We start from the raw sequence: 19841 nt of genomic DNA on the forward strand, positions 1-19841 counted from the left end.
GGGGCAGGACACCGTCTGGATCGTCCGGATCCAGACCCGCCGGACAACCGGACGACCCGATGCGTGATGAACTGCGCCGCCTGCACCAGGACGCCGGCGCCCCCGGAAAGAGCGCGCTGAAGTCTCACGCCGACGCCGCCGGCCACCACGTGGCCGAGTCCACGCTTATCGGTCTGATCTCGCCAACCGCGAAGGGCCGCCCACGCCCGGCAACGGTGGAGGCGTTCGTCGACGCATGCGCGAGTTATGCGGCCAGACGCGGCCACCCGCTGCCGGCCGAGGACCGCGACAAGCTCCGCTGGATCGCCCGGCTGGAAACGGCGGCGCCCGCGCCGGATCGCGCCTTCGCCGACGCGCGCGCTGCCTATCTGAGCCGGCTCCGTGAGCGCTTCGGCCGCATCGACACCGAAACCTTGCTCCCCCTCGCCGACCAGGAGACGCCGGTCCCGGTCCGGCTGCGCGAAGTCTTCGTGCCGCAGCACGTCCGCGCCGACCCGCCTCGCCTGGACCTGCCTCGCGGTGTCCTGCGCCGGCTCATCGATGCCGGCGACGTCGACCCGGACGAGTTGCCCGCCGGCTTCGACCACGAACGCCTGGCCCGGGCCCGGGCGGCGTACCGCGAGCGCCCGCCTCGTCCGGTGCTGGAGGTGCTCGCGGGCCCGGAGGGCCGCCGCTCGGTCGTGGTCGGCGATCCGGGGGCGGGCAAGTCGACGCTGGCCCGGTATCTAGCGCTGGCCGCGGCGGACACCGACGACGTGCTGCCGATCCTCGTCGAGTTGCGCGCATATGCCGCCGACACCACCGAGACGTTCCTCAACATGATCGACCGGCGCAACATGCAGGACGGCCTGGGGCTGCCCCGGCCCCTGCTGGAGAAGTATTTGCTCAGCGGTGGGCGGGCGCTGGTCGTATTCGACGGCCTCGACGAGGTCTTCGACCCGGGGCTGCGTCGGGAGATCTCTGACCGGATCACCGGGTTCGCGGCCCGCTATCCGCAGGTCCGGGTGCTCGTGACCTCCCGCGTGATCGGATACCTCCGGGGCCCGTTTGACGCCGCCGGCTTCCACCACTTCATGCTTCAGGACCTCGACGACAATCAGGTCGACGAGTTCGCGGGGCGCTGGTACGAGCTCGCCTGCCCGCACGACCTGGCGGAGGCCGCCCGGCTCGCCAGGCGCCTCCGCGACGGCATAGGCGCCGCCCGCGCGGTCCGCGAGCTGGCCGGCAACCCCCTGCTGCTGACGATCCTGGCCATCATCGCCCGCCGGGCCGAACTGCCCCGTGATCGCCGGACCGCCTACGAACATGCGGTGACCGTGCTGGTCGAGCATTGGGAAGTCAACAAGTCGCCGGCCGCGGCCGACTCACCGCTGGGGCGCGACGAAAAGCTGGAGATGCTGCGTCTGATCGCCCGCCACATGCAGGCCGACGTCGCCGGCAACCACATCACGCGAAGCGTCCTGCTCGAGCACTTACGCGCCTACCTGACCGATGTACTCGGCCTGCCGGTCGTCGAGGCCCGCCGGACCGCGCGAATCATGCTGGAGCAGTTCCAATCCCGGAACTTCATCCTCAGCCACTTCGGCGGCGACGTGTTCGGCTTCGTCCACCGGGCCTTCCTGGAATACATGGCCGCCGCCGACATCGTGCAACGGTTCCACGACCGCGAGCTCTCCGAGGACGACCTGCTCGGGATTTACGCAGCGCACTGGCAGGACCCGTCCTGGCACGAGGTCCTCCTGCTGATCGTCGGCATGCAGGAGAGCTTCGCCGGCCGCATCATCGACTTCCTGCTGGCCGAGGACCCGGACTGGTTCCGGCGCCGCAACGGGATCCCCCACCACCTGCTGCTCGCGATCCGCAGCCTCGGCGAGGTTCGCAGGGTCGGCAAGCTGGTCGCTCAGTGCGAGGCCGTCGCGGACGTCATCGGGCGGATGATGGAGACCGCCAGCCGGAGAAGGCCGCTCGAGCAGGCGGTGGAGCGAGCCGCCCTCCCTATGCTCGCCGGGCATGGGACGACCTGGCCCGGTCGGCACCGTTACCACGAGTGGTACCAGACCCGCGGACGGTTCCTCGGCGACGTGCGGCCGGTGGGATACGCCCCTTCCGTGGTGCCGACTGCCGCTCGCCTCGGAGTTGTCATGCTGGCCGATGACGCGGGCTTCCGTCGGCTTTTGCTGAATCAGGTGAGGACCGCGCAGCAGGCGTCCGCCCGAGTCGCTGCGGGTGAGGCGCTCGCGTTCCTTGCGGACGATCTCGACATTCGCACGACTCTGCGGGACGTGGCGACATCGGATCTCAGTCAACAGGTCCGCCAGCGGGTCGCTGTTTCGCTGGTGAAATTCGATCCCACCGATCAAGCCACCCTGGCCATGGCACACGACCTGGCGACCTCCGACCCGACCCGCGCGGTCCGCCACAGCGTGATGCGAGAACTGACCGTGCACGCGCGTCACGCTTCCGCCACCCACGATCTGCTCGTCGACCGCGCCGCGACCGACCCGCATCGGGAGATCAGACGCCTCGCGCTGCGAGTCCTGGCACGGGATTGGCACGACGATCCCGCGCTGCACGCGTTTCTGGAGGATCGGGCGGTCAACGATCAGAACTCCCAGGTGCGTGCGACCGCGCTGCGTGTCCTGGCAAAGCATTGGCCCGAGCACGGCGGGATGAGACCGCTCATCGATGCGCTCGTCGACTCGCCCGACGCCCCGACCCGGCGCATCGGCCTGAGCGCGCTCGCCGACAGCGAGCCGGCGTCACCCACCATCCTGTCGCGTATCCGGGGATTTGCCAGGGCGGACCCGGATCCCGGCGTCCGTCAGGTCGCGCTGAGACTCGTGATGTCTCGCTGGCCCGATGACGTCGAGACTCTGCCGCTGCTCCTCGATCAGCTCAACGATCCGTCGGTGGCGTCCGTGGCAATGCAGATCATCACCCACGGATGGCCGGATGATCCCCGGGCCCTCGCCGCGTTGAAAAGCCGAGCAGGGCCGGACGCCGGCGAATCCGTCTGGGCGCCTGAGATCGAGCAGGTGGCCGAGTACCGGACCGACATTGCCCGGTCGCGGGCGCTCCGCAGGTTGGCCACGGCTCGCCCGGACGACCCCGATGTGCTAAATCTCTTGCGGCGGACCCTGGCCGAGGGTTCGCGCGCGACCAAACGAGTGGCCATCTTCGAACTCGCGGCCTCGCGGCACGCTCAGCCGGGCATCTTCGACGGGCTGCGCCGATGCGGCGAGACCGACCCGGACTCGCTCGTTCGCATTGCCGCGGTGCGTGCCGTCGCCGATCGGCTGCCCGACGATCCGGAGATCGCGCGGTGGCTTCGGACCGTCGCCGAGAACGATGACAGCGGCGGTGTCCGCGCCGCCGCGCTGGCGGCGCTGGCGCCGACCTGGCTGGCCGACGACGACGTGGCCGGCCTCTTCCGCCGGGCCGCTTCGGCCGAGCTCGACATACGTGCCCGCCGCGTCGCTGTGACGATCGTCGCGGACGTCTGGCCGGACGAGCCGACCACGCTACCCATGCTTCACGGGCTCATCCGGAGCGACCGAGGTTGGCTGCGGCGGCTGGCCTTGGAAACGCTGGCGGTCGGCTGGCGCGATCATCCCAGCACGCTGCCCCTCCTCCGCAGGCTCGCCGGATCGGACCCGACTGGGTCCGTCCGGCGGGCCGCTTCGGAGGCGTTGAACGCCTACCCGGCCTCAGCGCGCGGCGATGTCGTTGACGCTGCGCAGAACCGGCCGGGAGACGAGAGCGCCGGCGTCGAGTGACTGTGCTGAGTGGACGGTGAAGGTCACCGACTCGCCGGGGAGCAGGGTGACGCCCGCGTTGTCGGTCTCGGCCGCCGGGTCGAGGCGGTCGGGGTAGAGGGTCAGCGAGCGCAGGACCGAGCCCGCGGTCACGGTGACCTTTGTGGACGATCCTTCCGTGGTGACGTCCGTGGTGAAGGACGGCGCCGGCCAGGGGATGTCCTTGTCCAGCGCGAAGAACCACCGGGGACCCGAGTCGACGACGATCAGCTCGGTGGTGGGGTCGCCGGGGGTGGTGACGTCGGCGGGAAGGGGGATCGTCGTTGCCGAGCCGGGGGCGACCGTGGCCTCGAGAACGGCCGAGGCCAGGATGTCGCCGGCCAGGTTGCGACGGGTCACCGTGGTCTCCACCCGCCACGGGGTACGGCCGTCGTTGACCGCCACCAGCGCGGGGGCGCCGTCGGGGACGAAGACCGCTCCTTCTCCGACGGGCGAGGTGGGGCCGCCGGGGGTCAGCGGGGCGCCGGTGCGCGGCTGCAGGGTCAGCAGGCGGTCGGCGTAGGCGTCGCGCATCGCGTACCAGAGAGGCTTCTTGCGGCCGTCGCCGTCGACAGCCGCCCAGGAAGTGACCGGCCAGCAGTCGTTGAGCTGCCACATGATGCTGCCCATGCAGAGGGGACGCAGGGAGCGGAAGTGGGTGATGCCGAAGGCGACCGCGCGGGCCTGGTTGAGCTGGGTCAGGTAGTGCCAGTCGTCGAAGGTGCGCGGGGCGGGCAGGTGGTTGGTCAGGCCGAGGGAAAGCTTCCGGTCGCCACCGCCGGCCTTCTGATGGGCGGCCATGCCGGGCGAGTCGGGTGCCAGGGGGTTGTCGGAGATGGCGCGGCGCAACGTCGCGTACGAGGGCGGGCCCTGAAAACCGAACTCGGCGACGAAGCGCGGGCGGTAAGCGGCGTATTTCGTGTAGTCGTCGGTGTTCCACACGTCCCAGATGTGGGCAGTGCCGAACCCGGGGTCGTTGGGGTGCCGATCCTGGGTGCCCGAGTACGGGCTGCCGGGCCAGTACGGACGGGTCGGGTCGAGCTCGGCCACGATGCGCGGCAGCAGCTCGAGGTAGTAGGCGAGACCCCAGGAACGGCCTTCGAGGCGCCGCTTCCAGTCCCAGTCCTCGAAGCCCCACAGGTTCTCGTTGTTGCCGGTCCACATGACCAGGCTGGGGTGCGAGCTGAGGCGCACGACGTTCTCGCGGGCCTCCGCCTCGATCTCGGAGGCGAAGGGCTCCTCCTCGGGATACGCGGCGCAGGCGAACAGGAAATCTTGCCCGACCAGGAAGCCCATCTCGTCGGCCAGGTCGTAGAAGTCCTCGGACTCGTAGCGGCCGCCGCCCCAGACGCGCATGTAGTTGACGTTCGCGTCGGCGGCCTGCTGGAAGCGGTCCGTCAGGCGCGAGCGGGTGACGCGGTTGTCGAAGACGTCGTCGGGGATCCAGTTGACGCCCTTCACGAAGACCGGCACGTCGTTGACGATCACGGTGAACGCGTCGTCGGTGTGGTCGACGCGCACCGTGCGGAAGCCGATCATCCGCGACCAGGTGTCGAGGACCTCCCCGGAGGCCGACGACACGGCGACGTCCAGGGCGTACAACGACGGCGAGCCGTAGCCGCGCGGCCACCAGAGCGCCGGGTCGTCGACGGTGAGGATCAGCAGGGCCTCGATGCCGTCGACCGTGGCGGTGGCGAGGCGGCCGGCGACCGAGGCGGTGATGGTCACTGGTTCCTCGGCCGCCCGCTCGAGCCGCACGCGCACCTCGACCCGGCCCGTCCCGTTCGCCACCGTGACCTGCGGGCGGACCTCGGCGAGCCGGGCAACCGACCAGCTGTGCAGGCCGATCGGCTGCCAGATGCCCGACGTGACGAGGATGGGTCCCCAGTCCCAGCCGAAGTTGCAGGCCTGCTTACGGATGAAGTTGAACGGCTCGTCGTACGCGTTGGGCCGGTACCCCAATCGGCGTTGCTGCTCCTCGGCGTACGCGTAGGGACTGTTGAACTTGATCTTCAGGGTGTTGTCGCCCTCGCGCAGGAGACTCCGTATGTCGAAGCGGTAGCTCCGGTGCATGTTGGCGCTCTGGCCGACCTGCTCCCCGTTCAGCTCGATCTCGGCGACCGTGTCGAGGCCCGCGCAGACGAGGTCGATCCGGCGCGCGCCGAGGCCGGCGGCGAACGACGCGGAATACACCCACTCCGTACGCCCGATCCAGGACAGCTTCGTCTCGTTCTCGTCGAGGTACGGGTCCTCGATGCGGCCGGCCGCGAGCAGATCGGTGTGCACGCACCCGGGCACGGTCGCCGGTAGCCCGGCGACATCGGCCCCGGAGAGCGTCCAGCCTTCATGCAACGGTTGGTACGAGGTCACGACGTTTCCCATCAGCTCTTGACTGCGCCTTCCATAATTCCCCGAACGATCTGCCTGCCGCCGAGAAGCAACAGAATGATCAAGGGAACGGTAGCGGCGAAGGCGCCGGCCAGCACGCGGCGATAGATCACATAGTTGCCGCTTGCCAGGTCGCTGAGGGCGACCATCGACGTGGGGAAGTCGGTGCCGTTCAGCGTGATCAGCGGCCACTGGAAGTCGTTCCAGGCCATCACGAAGGTCAGCAGCCCGAGCACGGCGAGCGCCGGCCGGATCGCCGGCAGCACGATGCTCCAGTACACGCGCATGGTCATCGCGCCGTCGATGCGCGCCGACTCCACCAGCTCGTCGGGCACGGCGTGGGCGATGAACTGCCGCATGTAGAAGACGCCGAACGCGCTCACGAGGCCGGGCGCGATGACCGCGAGCAGGGTGCCGTTCCAGCCGAGCTTGCCCATCAGGATGTAAAGGGCAACGACACCGAGCTGGTTGGGTACGGTGAGGGTCAGAATCACCACGAACATCAACGCGTTGCGGGCCGGGAACTTCAGCTTCGCGAAGGCGAACCCGGCCAGCGAGCAGAAGAACAGCGTCGCCGCGGTGATCACGCTGGACACGACCACGCTGTTGATCAGCGAGGCCGTGAAGTAGACCTCCTGCATCGTGAAGACTTCGTTGAGGTTCTCGAAGAGCTGGCTGCCCGGGATCACCGACGGCGGAATCTGCGAGACGGCCGCGTCGGTGCTCGTCGCAATGACGAACATCCAGTAGACGGGGAAGGCCGAGATCAGCAGCACCGCGACCAGGCCGAGGTACGTCTTCCAGCTGCCGCGGGTGTCCTGCGGCGCCCGGTTCACGAACGAGGTCACCGGTCCCCTCCGATGCGCTTGGTGAGCTGGGCGTTGATGCCGGCGACGATCAGGATGATCAGGAAGAGCGCCCAGGACATCGCGGCCGCGTACCCGAGATTGAGGTCCTTCCAGCCGACCTTGTAGATCAGCTGGGCGATGGTCTGGAACTGGTGCGCCGAGCCGCCGGTCGCCGACTGCGGGTTCTGGTCGAACATCATCGGCTCGTTGAACAGCTGCAGCCCCCCGATGGTCGACAGGATCACCGTGAACACCACGACCGGCTGGATCATGGGCACGGTGATCCGCCACAGCTGCCGCCACGGGCCGGCGCCGTCGACCGCGGCCGCCTCGTACACGTCCTTGGGAATCGCCTGCATGGCGGAGAGGTAGAGCAGCGCGTTGTAGCCGATCCACTTCCAGTTGACCATCGTGGCGATCGCGATCCAGCTGCTCCACTTCTCGGCCCGCCAGTCGAGCGGCTGCTCCTGACCGAAACCGACCAGTGAGAGGAGCCAGTTCGCCATGCCGTTGTCGCGGGCGAAGAAGACCGAGAAGACCAGCGTCGAGGCGACCACCGGTGTGAGGTACGGGAGCAGGATGCCGATCCGCCACCAGGACTGCGCCCGCAGCTTGCGGTTGAGCAGGTTCGCGATGATCAGCGCGAGCAGCAGCTGCGGCACGGTCGACAGGACGAAGATGCCGAGCGTGTTGAAGAGCGCGTTCCAGAAGTCGGAGTCGCTGAGCAGCTTCGTGTAGTTGGCGAAGCCGGCCCAGCCGTCCTTGTCCGGTTCGTCGAGCCGCCAGGTGCGCAGCGACACGATCGCGTTGTACACGATCGGGAACAGCCCGAAGATCGCGAACAGGATGAAGAACGGCGCGATGAACACGTACGGGATGGTCTTGGTGTCGAAGCGGTAGAGCCAGATCTTGAACTTGCTGGGCCGGGCCGGCGGCGCCGCGTGCTGCGGCGGCGGCCTGAGCTGGGTGAGGGACACGGCCACTCCTAGGTAAGGGTGGTGGCGGGACGGCATCCGCCGCCCCGCCACTCGTCTTCGTCAGATCAGGAGTTGGCGGCCTTTTCGGCTTCCTTGACCGCTACCGCCCAGGCATCGGCCGACTTGAGCTTGCCCTGCTGCACCTGGGTGATCACGTTCTCCACCGCGACCCGGGTGGGGCCGTTCTTCTTGCCCAGGTACTGCGGCTTGAGGTTCTCCGCGGTGGCCGCGTAGATCTGGCCGGTCGGGGCGTTGCTCATGAATTCCTTCTTGTAGTTGAGCACCGCCGGGTCCTTGTAGAGCGCGGGCTGCGAGGGCAGGTTGCCGACGGTCTCGAAGACCTCGATCTGCTGCTCCGGCGCGACCATCCACTTCACGAAGTCGGCCGCGGCGTCGACGTTCTTGCCCTGCGACGGGATGGTCCACCAGGAGCCGCCCCAGTTGCCGCCGCCGCCGGGGATCGCGGCGATGTCCCACTTGCCCTTCTGCTCGGGCGCCGTCTCCTGGATGTGGCCGAGCATCCACGCCGGGCAGGCCAGGACCGCGAACTGGTCCTTCTTGAAGCCCTGGTCCCAGTTGGGCTGGAAGCTGGCGAGGTTGGCCGAGATGCCGGCGTCGATCGCCTTCATGCTGGCGTCGAACGCGACCTTGGGGCCGCCCTCCATCTGCAGCTTCTCGCTCGGGTCGAAGAAGCCGACCGGCTGCTGGGCGAGCACCGGGTTGAACATGTTGGTGCCGGAGTCGACGAACTTCTTGCCGGTCTTGGCGGTGTACTGCTTGCCGACGCTGATGAAGTCGTCCCAGTTGGTCCAGAGCTTGCTGACCGCGTCCCGGTCGGTGGGCAGGCCGGCCGCCTTGAACAGGTCGGAGCGGTAGCACATGGCCAGGCCGCCGACGTCGGTGCCGAGGCCGATCTGCTTGCCGTCGGTGGACATCGACCCCTGCCACTTCCAGGGCAGGTACTTCGCCTCGTAGTCGGCGCCGCCCTTGTCGAGGAGGTTGACGAACTTGTCCGCCTGGCTGCGGAACTGGACGATGAAGCCCTCGTCGATGGCCGAGATGTCCGGGGCGCCGGTGCCGGCGACCAGCTTCTTCTGAAGGTCCTCGTGCTGGGCGTTGTACTCGCCGGAGTTCAGCACAATCTTGACGTTGGGATGGGCCGCCTCGTATGTGGCCTTGAGTTTGTCGAGGCCCATGTCGCCCCAGAACGCGACCTTGAGCGTGACCGTGCCCTGGGCCTTGTCGCCGTTGCCCTCGAGGCTCTGTCCGCTGCAGCCCGTGAGAGCCAGGGTTGCGGCGATACCGGCCGCTGTTGTGGCTTTGCCAAGCCGTTTCATTGCGCCTCCACAGAGGAGAGAATTTACTGAACCGGGTAAGTTGTGGAGACGCTAAGCCTCACCTCGATGAGTGTCAATAGCGTGTTACGGCGGTGATTTCCCAACGTTGTCAGTGACGGTTAAGTAGCACGAAACGGACTTCCACGCCGATCGGCGTTTACAAACGGCCCTGTGTCCCGTAACACTTAACCGATCAAGCCTGGCCACCGACGCTTGTTCATGTCGCCGTGCTGTGACGTGAGAGCGCTCTACCGAAACGCGTGCCGGTAAGCTTCAGCCGGAAAGTAGAGGGAGACCGAGTGAAGCGGCCCACGATCGCCGACATCGCGCGGCGGGCGGGCGTGTCCAAGGGCGCCGTCTCGTACGCGCTCAACGGACAGCCCGGAGTCTCCGAGGCGACGCGGCAGCGGATCGTCGCCATCGCCCAGGAAATCGGGTTCAACCCGAACAGCGCGGCCCGTGCGCTGTCGGGCGCGTCGGCACGCGCCGTGGGCCTCACCCTGTGCCGGCCGGCGCGGATCCTCGGCATCGAGCCCTGGTTCATGGGTCTGATCAGCGGTTTCGAGGCCGAGCTCTCGGCGAGGTCGTACGCCTTGACCCTTCAGGTCGTGGCGACGCCCGAGCTCGAGGTCGAGGTGTACCGGCGGTGGTGGGGCGAGCGCCGGATCGACGGCGTGATCGTCACCGACCTGCGGGAGAACGACATCCGCATCCCGGTGCTCCAGCAGCTGCAGCTGCCGGCCGTGGTGATCGGCGGGCCCGTCGAGACCGGCACGATCGCGCAGATCTGGTCGGACGACGCGGGCGCGATCACCGAGGCGGTGCGCTATCTGGTCGCGCTCGGGCATCGGCGGATCGCGCGGGTCAGCGGTCTCCCCGGGTTGCTGCACACGCAGACACGTACGCGGGCTTTCGACGACATTTGCTCCTCGCTGGGGCTGTCGGCGATCACCGTGCCTTCCGACTACACGGGCGAAGAGGGCAGCCGGGCCACTCGCCGCCTGCTGATCGACACCGAGCGCCCGACGGCGATCATCTACGACAACGACGTGATGGCGGTGGCCGGGCTCGCGGTGGCACAGGAGATGGGCCTGACCGTCCCGGGCGATCTGTCCATCGTGGCCTGGGACGACTCTCCCCTGTGCAGCCTGGTGCACCCGCCGCTGACCGCGCTGACCCGCGACATCGCGGAATACGGCGCGCACGCCGCCCGCGAGCTGCTGGCCTCGATCGACGGCAAGCAGGTCGGCAATGTGGAGGCCGGCACCGCCCACCTCACCCCCCGCGGGAGCACGGCGCCGCCCCGCTAGGCCCTGTGCGTCTCCAGGTAGGCCTCTATCCGCTCGGCCGGCGCCGGGCGGCCCAGCGCGAAGCCCTGGCCGTACGGGCAGCCCGCCTTCGCCGCGCGCTCGATCTGCTCGGGGGTCTCGAGGCCCTTCGCCACGATCTCGAGGCCGAGCCGGCGGCCCAGGCTCACCACCACGTCGATCACCGCGGGACCGCTGCCGGCCGCCACCTCGGAAGTGCTGTTCACCAGCGACGTGCTCAGCTTCAGCATGTCGACCGGCAGACGGCGCAGGTGCGACAGCGACGCCTGCCCCGCCCCGAAGTCGTCGAGCGCGGCGCGTACGCCCAGCTTGCGCAGCCCGGCCAGCGACGCCACGATCGTCGGCACGTCCTCGGCGATCCAGTCCTCGGCGACCTCGACCACCAGGCGCTCGGGCGGCAGTCCGTAGCGGTTGAGGGTAGTCGCGACCCGGTCGGGGAAGCGGGCCGTGAGCAGCTCGCGGGGCGACACGTTGATCGACAGCCAGAACGCGTTGTCGCCGGTCGACCAGGCCATCAGGTGCTTGCAGGCGGCGTCGAGCACCCACTCGTCGATCTCGGCCGCGATGCCCACCGCGCGGGCGATCGGCAGCAGCTCGCCGGGCAGGATCGTGCCCAGCTCGGGGTGCCGCCAGCGCAGCAGCGCCTCGACACCGACCGGCTGACCGCCGCGCAGGTCGACCACCGGCTGGAAGACCAGGTCGAGCTCGCCCCGGTCGGCCGCGCCGAGCAGTTGCTGCTCCAGTTCCATGCGGCGGTTGAGCTTCATCTCGACGTCCGGGTCGTACCACTCGACCCGGTCGAGGCCCAGCTGCCGGGCACGCTTGCGCGCCAGGTCGGCGTGGCGCAGCACCTCGTCGGAGTCGGCGCCGCCGGCCAGCTCGGCCAGGCCGATGCTGGTGTGCAGCTCGACGATCGAGCCGGGCAGCGCCTGCGGCTCGGCCAGGACCGTGGCGATCCGGGTGCCCAGCGCGTACGCCAGCACCGCGCCGTCCGCGGTGAGCACGGCGAACTCGTCGCCACCCAGGCGGGCCGGCACGTCGTCGGCGGCGAGCAGCGTCTTGATGCGGCGGCCCACCTCGATCAGCACGGCGTCCCCGGTCTCGCGCCCGCGGTTGTCGTTGATCTCGGCGAGGCCGTGCAGGTCGATCACCAGCAGGGTGCCCTGCTGCCCGGCGCGGCGGCGGTAGGACAGCAGGTCGCGCATCAGCGCCCGCCGGTTGGCCAGCCCGGTGAGCTGGTCGGTGTACGAGAGTTTGTGCAGCGCGCGCTCGAGGTGCTTGCGCTCGCCGATGTCGCGCACGTGCACCACCAGGGCGGCCACCTCGGGCACCGCGCGCTGGTCGGCGATCGTCGACTCGGTGTCGCGCCACATCTCGGCGCCGTCCCGCAGCCGGGCGCTGACCAGGGCCGGCGGCCCATCGGCGTGCTCGCCGGCCAGCACCGAGTCGATCGCCGCCTGGGCGCCGGCCACGTCGTCGGGGTGGATCAGGTCGCGGAACGCGCGGCCGACCACCTCGTCGTCGGAGAGGCCGAACAGCCGCGACGCCGCCGGCGACTGCCACCTGATGCGCAGCCGCTCGTCGAGGACCAGCGTGAGGTCGGTCGCGCCGGCCACCAGCGACCGGAAATGAGCCTCGGCGGTCTGCAGCTGGCCGGCGTACAGCCGGATGTCGCGGACCACGAGCAGCTCGCGCATCACCAGCACGGCGACCATGCCGATGCCCAGGCAGATGGCGACGGTGTCGAAGTCGCGCACGGTGATCAGGTGCCAGAGGGCGGCGACCACGCCGACCGCGCCCGGCACGGCCAGCAGGGGGTAGCTCGCCAGGTATTGATCGGGGCTGCGCGGCTCGAGCGGGGGCGGTGGCAGGTCGCGCCGGGAGCCGCCGTCGGCCGAGAGCGCGAGCCCGGCCACGATCGGCAGGCCGAGCAGCGGCAGCAGGCGGCCGCCGCCGTCGAGCACGATCATCGTGGTGAGGATGCCGAGGGTCACGAGGGACGCGATCGCGCCGGCGCCGCAGCGCACCGAGGGGCCGCCGTGCGGGCGGCTGCGCAGCACGGCCACCACCGTGATCGAGATGCTGAGCGCGCCGAGCAGCGTTACCGGCAGGGTCTCGAGGTGCTCGTCCTTGACCGGGGGGATCAGATAGCCCGCGAAGGCGAGGCTCACCCCCAGCCCGGCGCCGTCGAAGGCCCGTCTCGTGCGGACCACCCAGGTCGTCGCCGAGCCGGGGAGGAACAGCACGCCCGTGGCGTAGAGGGCCGCTGCCACCCCGTACGCGATGGTCGCCCAGACGCCCGCCGACGGCGGACCCCAGAGCGGAATTACCGCGGTGAGGCCGGCCGCCAGCGCGGCCAGGCCGATGAAGCCGGCGCCGCGACAGGCCACGAACGTGCCGTCGGCGTGGTGGATCTCGAGGGCGGCCCGGACCAGGTGCGTGCAGGCCCACAGACCCGCGCCGCCCACCCCGATGGCCAGCGCGACCTCGGGCGGCGTGAGGCCCGCCACGCCGGCCAGCAGCACCGCCACGGCGACCACCGGCACGCCGAGCAGCGACACCCGGTCGGTGAGCCGGGAGTGCACGGGGGGTTGCACTGCCACGTCGACGGATCCTCTGCGGTGCCGGTCTGACAGGGGGTTGCGGCTGACGGGATCAACGAATGTCCCTCGGACAGGTTACGGCCGGGCCGGGTCCCACCGCATCCACAGATCGTCGCCTGTGGACAACGCGGCCCGCGAGAAGGTCCGCGGCGGCGTGGGTGGGACAATGGGCGGGTGAGTCGAAAGCCCCTCCTTCGCGTCCGCAAGACCGGCGCGCTCATGGTCGCCGCCGTCATCGCGTTCGTCGGCGCGGTCCCGCTCGCCGGGGTCTCCTGGGGGCTGGCGCCGGTGCTGCTCATCCCGGCCGCGATCTTCGTGTGGGCCTGGCGGGCCGGCACCGACGTCTACGCCGACGAGCTCAGGGTGCGGGCGTTGATCGGCAGCACCCGGGTCCCCTGGGCCAGCATCGCCGAGCTCGCGCCCGGCCACCGCGGCCAGATCTCGGCGCTGCTCGACAACGGTAACGTGATCCGTCTGACCGGCGTCACCCAGGGCAATCTCCCGCGGGTGCTGGCGGCCGGAAAGCAAGAGATCAGCCACCCCGACTGATCGCCAGGGGCTTTCCAGGCAGCGCCGCTACCCTGGGGTGCGTCGAGTCGAGGAGGTCGCGTTGACCGTGCGTTCCCGCCGCCAGGCCCCTATGTCGTTTTTTTCTGGGGTTTTCCGCCGCGGGTCAGCTCAGTCGGCTGTACTGCTGTGCGCCGTGCTGGCGCTGACCGCGGCCTGCAGCTTCGGCCAGCCCGACGCCGATCAGCAGGGCACCCCGCCCAACCTGCCGAAACCCTCGGGCGAGGCATCCGCGAGCAGCGAGCCCGAGGGCGACTCCGAGGTTGCGGTCACCGTCCTCGCCAAGGGCCTGGAGATCCCGTGGGGCATGGCCTTCCTGCCCGACGGCGCGGCCCTGGTCACCGAGCGCGACACCGGCCGCATCCTCCAGGTCGGTCCCCAGTCCGACGCGAACGGGCTGACCGTCACCGAGATGCAGCGGCTCGCCGAGGTGCAGGCCTCCGGCGACGGCGGCCTGCTCGGCATCGCCGTCTCCCCGAAGTACTCGGCCGACAAGACGGTCTTCGTCTACTACTCCACGGCCAAGGACAACCGGATCGGCAAGCTGGTGCTGAAGGGGAAGCTGCAGCCGATCGTGACCGGCATCCCGCGCTCGCCGGACGACAACGGCGGCGCGCTGGCCTTCGGCCCGGACGGCTACCTGTACGCCGGCACCGGCGACGCCACCAACGGCACGCAGGCACAGAACCCCAAGAGCCTGGGCGGCAAGATCCTTCGGATGACCACGGCGGGCAAGCCCGCTCCCGGCAACCCGATCAAGAACTCGCTGGTCTGGTCGCTGGGCCACCGCAACGTGCAGGGCCTGGCCTGGGACAAGACCAAGCGCATGTACGCGACCGAAAACGGTCAGCCCAAGAGCGGCGAGCTCAACGTGATCGTCAAGGGGAAGAACTACGGCTGGGCCAAGGCCGACGGCGCGAGCGCCGATACGGCGCTGGCGAGCCCGATCTACACGTGGCCGGTCGCCGACTCGTACTGCTCGGGCGTGGGCGTCATCGAGCAGACCGTGGCCACCGCCTGCCTGCTCGGCAAGCGGGTCTGGCTGCTCGACATCACCGACAACGGCACCGTGCTCGGCACCCCGCAGGCGCTGCTCACCGGCGAGTACGGCCGGCTGCGCGGCCTGGTGGCGGCGCCCGACGGCTCGCTCTGGGTGTCCACGTCGAACCAGGAGGACGCCGGCGACCCCGCCCCCGACGACGACCGGATCATCCGGCTCGTTTTCTCTGCCGGCGGTGCGGGAATCACCTGATCACTTATGACTGCTCCCACCTGGCTCCGCCATCTGTCCACCGTCCGCCGCTACGCGCAGAGCGCCGCGGCGGCGACCGGGCGCGTCCACCGCCATCGCTGGGCCCGCCGGGCCCGCATCGCGGCCGCGGTCGGGCTGATCAGCATCGGCGGCGTGGTGATCGGCACGATGCTGTTCGCCCACGCGAACATCAACGTCGGTCCCTTCCGGGCCGAGATGTCGATCAGCCCGTCGATCCAGGGCGGCACCGAGGTCGACATCCCGCCGCTCGGCTCGCTCCACCTCGACAGCCACGACGGCCCGATCCACCTCAAGGTCAACCTGGCCTCCCTCGACCAGAGCCGCACCGAGGCCCTGATCGACGACCCGTCGGCGATCAGCTCCGCCGGGGACAACGCGGTCGACGACGTCCGCATGGGCGTGATCCGGCTCGGCGTCCGTGCGCTGGGCATCTCCGTCCTCTCCGCCCTGATCCTCTCGGCGCTGATCTTCCGGAATGTCCGCCGGGTCGCCGCGGCCGGCGTGACCGCGCTGGTGGTGGCGCTGGGCAGTCTGGGCCTGGCCGCCTTCACCCTGCGCCCCGACTCGATCGCCGAGCCGCGGTACGAGGGTCTGCTGGTCAACGCCCCCGCCGTGGTCGGTGACGCCCGCCGCATCGCCGACAACTACGGCCGCTACGCCGACCAGCTCCAGCAGATCGTCAGCAACGTGAGCCGCCTCTACACCACGGTGTCGACGCTGCCGGTGTACGAGCCGGCCGGCAACACCACGCGCATCCTGCACGTCTCCGACCTGCATCTGAACCCGTCGTCGTGGGGGCTGATCCGCACCGTGGTGCAGACCTTCGACATCGACGCCGTGGTCGACACGGGCGACATGGTCGATTGGGGCTCCAGCGCCGAGACCGGGTACGTCAGCTCGATCCCCTCGATCGGCGTGCCGTACATCTACGTGCGCGGCAACCACGACTCCGGCGCGATCCAGGCCGCGGTGGCCCGTCAGCGCAACGCGGTGGTGCTCGACAACAGCACCACGACGGTCGACGGACTCACCATCGCCGGCATCGGCGACCCCGAGTTCACGCCCGACAAGAGCGAGACCCCGGCGGCGGCCAACGCCGACGACCCCGCCACCAGCCCGCTGTTGCAGTCCGGCGACCGCCTCGCCCAGACCGTCCGGCAGAGCGGCAAGCCGGTCGACATCGCGATGGTGCACGACCCGGCCATGGCGTCGCCGCTCTCGGGATTGGTGCCGCTCGTGCTCGCGGGTCACCTGCACCACCGCGAGGTCAGCCTGCTGCCGGCGCCGGCCCCGGCGCCCTCGGCCTCGGGGGCTTCGGCCGGGCCCACGCCGACGCCGGACGCGTCGGGCCCCCCGCAGACGCCGGTGGAGACCCGGCTGATGGTGGAGGGCTCGACCGGGGGCGCGGGCTTGCGCGGGCTCGAGAAGGAGGAGCCGACGCCGTTGAGCCTGTCGGTGCTCTATTTCGACGAGAATCACCAGCTCAAGGCGTACGACGACATTCAGCTCGGCGGCACCGGTCAGTCCAACGTGGAGATGCAGCGAAACGTCATCGGGGCGAAGGACAACTCCCCGGCGACCACCTCGCCCAGCACCTCGCCCAGCTGACGCTTGACCTGATCACCGTTCTCGCGCGTGGACCCGCCTGGCCGAACTTCTCTGATCAGGAGAGACGCGCGAGGATCAGCTCGCGCACCGTCTTCGCGTCGGCCTGGCCGCGCGTGGTCTTCATGACCGCGCCCACCAGCGCGCCCGCCGCCGCCACCTTGCCGTCGCGGATCTTCGCCGCGATGTCGGGGTTGGCCGCGATGGCCTCGTCGACCGCCGCGGTCAGCGCGCCCTCGTCGTTGACCACCTCGAGGCCGCGGGCCGCCATGACCGCCGCTGGGTCGCCCTCGCCGGCCACCACGCCCTCGAGCACGGCGCGGGCCAGCTTGTCGTTGAGCTTGCCTTCGTCGACCAGCTTCTGCAGCTCGGCGACCTGCGCCGGGGTCGGGCCCACGGCAGACAGCTCGACGCCGGTCTCGTTGGCGCGGCGGGCCAGCTCGCCCATCCACCACTTGCGCGCTCCCGCGGGCGACGCGCCGGCCGCGATCGTCTCCTCGATCAGCTCGACCGCGCCCGCGTTGGCCACCGACTGCATGTCAAGCTCGCTGATGCCCCAGTCTTCCCGCAGCCGCGCCCGCTTCACGCTCGGCTTCTCGGGCAGGGCCGCCTTGAGCTCGGCCACCCACGCCGGGTCGGGCGCGATCGGCACCAGGTCGGGCTCGGGGAAGTAGCGGTAGTCGGTCGCCTCTTCCTTCGACCGGCCCGGGCTGGTCTCGCCGCGGTCCTCGTGGAAGTGGCGGGTCTCCTGGATGATGCGGCCGCCGCCGTCGAGCACCGCGGCCTGCCGGATGATCTCGGAGCGGACCGCGCGCTCGACCGAGCGCAGCGAGTTGACGTTCTTCGTCTCGGTACGGGTGCCCCACTCGGCGCCGGACTTGTTGAGCGAGGTGTTGACGTCGCAGCGCAGCGAGCCCTGTTCCATGCGCACGTCGGAGACGCCGAGCGAGCGGATGATGTCGCGAAGCTCGGTGACGTAGGCCCGCGCGACCTCGGGGGCCAGCTCGCCGAGGCCCGGCACCGGCTTGGTCACGATCTCGACCAGCGGAATGCCGGCCCGGTTGTAGTCGACGAGGGACTCGGTCGCGCCCTGGATGCGCCCGGTGGCGCCGCCGACGTGCAGCGACTTGCCCGTGTCTTCCTCGAGGTGGACCCGCTCGATGCCGATGCGGTACTTCTTGCCGCCGACCTCCACGTCGACGTAGCCCTCGGTGCAGAGCGGCTCGTCGTACTGCGAGGTCTGGAAGTTCTTCGGCATGTCGGGGTAGAAGTAGTTCTTTCGCGCCATGCGGCACCACTCGGCGATGCCGCAGTTCAGCGCGAGACCGATGCGGATCGTCGCCTCGATGCCGGCGCGGTTGGCCACCGGGAGCGCACCGGGCAGGCCGAGGCAGACCGGGCAGACCTGCGTGTTGGGCTCCGCACCGAACTCGGTGCGGCAGCCGCAGAACATCTTGGTCTGCGTGCCCAGCTCGACGTGCGTCTCGAGGCCGATGACCGGCTCGTAGCGGGCGACGGCGTCCTCGTACGTCGGCAGAGCGATGGTGGTCATGCGGTGAGCTCCCAGACTGGATCCGGTGACTTTCGGCCTCCAGCCTAGTGGCCCCCGCCGACAGAATTTCGCCGACCTCGCGCTGCCCCCACAACAGATGATCGTTTGGGTAGCGTCCCGACCATGCGCCGCACCTTGCTCCTGGCCCTCGCCGCGGTCCTTCTGGTCGCAGGCTGCGACGGCAAGCCCGCAACCCCGCTCACAAAGCCGTCCGCCCCCGCCCCGGCGAAGGCCGCTGTCGACTACACCGCCTGGGAGAAGGGCAAATCGACCCCGGTCGCCGACCCGGTCTACCCCAAGCACGGCAACCCGGCCCTCGACGTGCTGCAGTACGGCCTCGACCTGTCCTGGGCGCCCCCGACCAAGACGCTCACCGGCCTGGCCACGCTGCAGATCCGCCCCGCCGCCGACGCCCCCACCATCGAGCTCGACTTCAAGCCGTACACGCTGGACAAGGTCACCGTCGACGACCAGCCCGTCGACGGCGCCGAGGTGACCGCCGAGCGGCTGGTCGTGCCGGTGGCGGTCACCAAGGACAAGCCGGTCACGCTCGCGGTCGCCTATCACGGCACGCCGAGCACGACCCCGATGCCGTCACACCGCGGCGACGTCGAGCCACTGGGCCTGACTGTCACCAAGGAGGGCGGCCTCTGGACCATGCAGGAGCCGTTCGGGGCGTACACCTGGTATCCCGCCAACGACCAGCCCTCGGACAAGGCGCTTTATGACATCTCGGTGACGGTGCCGCCCGGGTTCTCGGCGATCGCCGCGGGCACGCCGGCCGGGGTTGAGGGCACGACGTTCACCTACCGTAGCGACGTGCCGATGGCGTCCTACCTGCAGACCCTGGCCGTCGGCAAATACAAGAAGGTCAGCGCCGAGGGTCCCGGCGGCGTCCCGCTGGCCTACTGGTACCGCCCCGGCGCCGACGACAAGCTGCTGCCCTCGCTGCGCAAGTCGCCGCAGTTCCTGAACTTCCTGGAGGAGCGGTTCGGCCCGTACCCGTTCGCCAGCGGCGGCATCGTGGTGGTCGACTCGGCCTCCGGCATGGAGACCCAGCAGATGATCACGATGGGCGGCAGGATCAAGAAGTTCGACGCGGCGGCGTTCGAGGAGGACCTGCTCCACGAGTACGCGCATCAGTGGTTCGGCGACGCCGTGACCACGTCGAACTGGAACGACCTGTGGCTCAACGAGGGCTGGGCGACCTACGCGCAGTACCTCTGGGAGCAGAAGCTCTACCACTTCAGCGACACCGCGCTCGAGGACTACCTGCGCAGGGCCGACGCCGAGCTGCGCAAGCGGCTCGGGCCGCCCGGGCATCCCCAGGCGGCGAACTTCGCCGAGAGCAATGTCTACTACTGCCCCGCGGCGATGCTCAAGGAGCTCAACGACGCGCTCGGCGACGCGAAGTTCTTCGCGCTGGCCCAGGCGTGGGTCCAGACGCAGAAGGGCACCCAGCAGGACCGGGCGTCGTTCATCGCGTTCGTCAACAAGCAGACCCGCAAGGACTACACCAAGCTGATCAACTCGTGGCTCGACTCGAAGACGACGCCCAAGCCCTGACGG

General features: G+C 69.8%; 12 protein-coding genes. 6 read left to right on the forward strand and 6 right to left on the reverse strand.

The window, feature by feature from the left end; all coding sequences use genetic code 11:
• Positions 1-59 precede the first annotated feature (59 nt).
• Positions 60-3776, forward strand: a complete 3717-nt coding sequence (locus tag ACIA5D_RS02390) for a HEAT repeat domain-containing protein (RefSeq protein ID WP_396028011.1) — start codon at positions 60-62, stop codon at positions 3774-3776.
• Here ACIA5D_RS02390 and ACIA5D_RS02395 read toward each other — a convergent pair.
• From ACIA5D_RS02395 to ACIA5D_RS02410, 4 genes are all read right to left on the reverse strand, one after another.
• A complete protein-coding gene (locus tag ACIA5D_RS02395; protein WP_396028012.1) occupies positions 3708-6164 on the reverse strand; it encodes a glycosyl hydrolase 2 galactose-binding domain-containing protein in 2457 nt (818 codons plus the stop codon). The genes ACIA5D_RS02390 and ACIA5D_RS02395 overlap by 69 nt on opposite strands.
• Before the next feature lie 11 nt (positions 6165-6175).
• Positions 6176-7030 (reverse strand): carbohydrate ABC transporter permease, encoded by an 855-nt coding sequence (locus ACIA5D_RS02400; RefSeq protein ID WP_396028013.1) that lies wholly within the window; start codon positions 7028-7030, stop codon positions 6176-6178.
• The gene (locus ACIA5D_RS02405; protein ID WP_396028014.1) at positions 7027-8007 is read right to left on the reverse strand and encodes a carbohydrate ABC transporter permease; all 981 of its coding nucleotides are present in this window, start codon (positions 8005-8007) and stop codon (positions 7027-7029) included. The genes ACIA5D_RS02400 and ACIA5D_RS02405 overlap by 4 nt, the downstream gene beginning before the upstream one ends.
• Positions 8008-8072: 65 nt before the next feature.
• Positions 8073-9344 (reverse strand): ABC transporter substrate-binding protein, encoded by a 1272-nt coding sequence (locus ACIA5D_RS02410; protein WP_396028015.1) that lies wholly within the window; start codon positions 9342-9344, stop codon positions 8073-8075.
• A 299-nt stretch (positions 9345-9643) separates the two neighbouring features.
• Between ACIA5D_RS02410 and ACIA5D_RS02415 the strand changes: the two genes are divergently transcribed.
• A complete protein-coding gene (locus ACIA5D_RS02415) occupies positions 9644-10654 on the forward strand; it encodes a LacI family DNA-binding transcriptional regulator (protein WP_396028016.1) in 1011 nt (336 codons plus the stop codon).
• On the opposite strand, the gene ACIA5D_RS02420 is transcribed toward ACIA5D_RS02415, so the two are convergent.
• The gene (locus tag ACIA5D_RS02420; RefSeq protein WP_396028017.1) at positions 10651-13275 is read right to left on the reverse strand and encodes a putative bifunctional diguanylate cyclase/phosphodiesterase; all 2625 of its coding nucleotides are present in this window, start codon (positions 13273-13275) and stop codon (positions 10651-10653) included. The genes ACIA5D_RS02415 and ACIA5D_RS02420 overlap by 4 nt on opposite strands.
• Before the next feature lie 174 nt (positions 13276-13449).
• Here ACIA5D_RS02420 and ACIA5D_RS02425 point away from each other — a divergent pair, with 174 nt between their 5' ends.
• From ACIA5D_RS02425 to ACIA5D_RS02435, 3 genes are all read left to right on the forward strand, one after another.
• Positions 13450-13824 carry a PH domain-containing protein gene (locus tag ACIA5D_RS02425; RefSeq protein ID WP_396028018.1) on the forward strand — a complete coding sequence of 125 codons (375 nt, stop codon included), beginning with the start codon at positions 13450-13452 and terminating at the stop codon, positions 13822-13824.
• 91 nt (positions 13825-13915) lie between these two features.
• Positions 13916-15094, forward strand: a complete 1179-nt coding sequence (locus ACIA5D_RS02430) for a PQQ-dependent sugar dehydrogenase (protein ID WP_396028580.1) — start codon at positions 13916-13918, stop codon at positions 15092-15094.
• 6 nt (positions 15095-15100) lie between these two features.
• A complete protein-coding gene (locus ACIA5D_RS02435; RefSeq protein ID WP_396028019.1) occupies positions 15101-16723 on the forward strand; it encodes a metallophosphoesterase in 1623 nt (540 codons plus the stop codon).
• Between the two features lie 55 nt (positions 16724-16778).
• Here ACIA5D_RS02435 and gatB read toward each other — a convergent pair whose 3' ends face one another.
• On the reverse strand, positions 16779-18272 hold the full coding sequence (gene gatB / locus ACIA5D_RS02440) for an Asp-tRNA(Asn)/Glu-tRNA(Gln) amidotransferase subunit GatB (RefSeq protein WP_396028020.1): 1494 nt from the start codon (positions 18270-18272) through the stop codon (positions 16779-16781).
• Between the two features lie 123 nt (positions 18273-18395).
• Between gatB and ACIA5D_RS02445 the strand changes: the two genes are divergently transcribed.
• Complete coding sequence (locus tag ACIA5D_RS02445) at positions 18396-19838, forward strand: M1 family metallopeptidase (protein WP_396028021.1); 1443 nt, start codon at positions 18396-18398, stop codon at positions 19836-19838.
• Positions 19839-19841: the final 3 nt, after the last annotated feature.

The organism is Actinoplanes sp. NPDC051513, assembly GCF_044454685.1.
Taxonomy (GTDB): domain Bacteria; phylum Actinomycetota; class Actinomycetes; order Mycobacteriales; family Micromonosporaceae; genus Actinoplanes.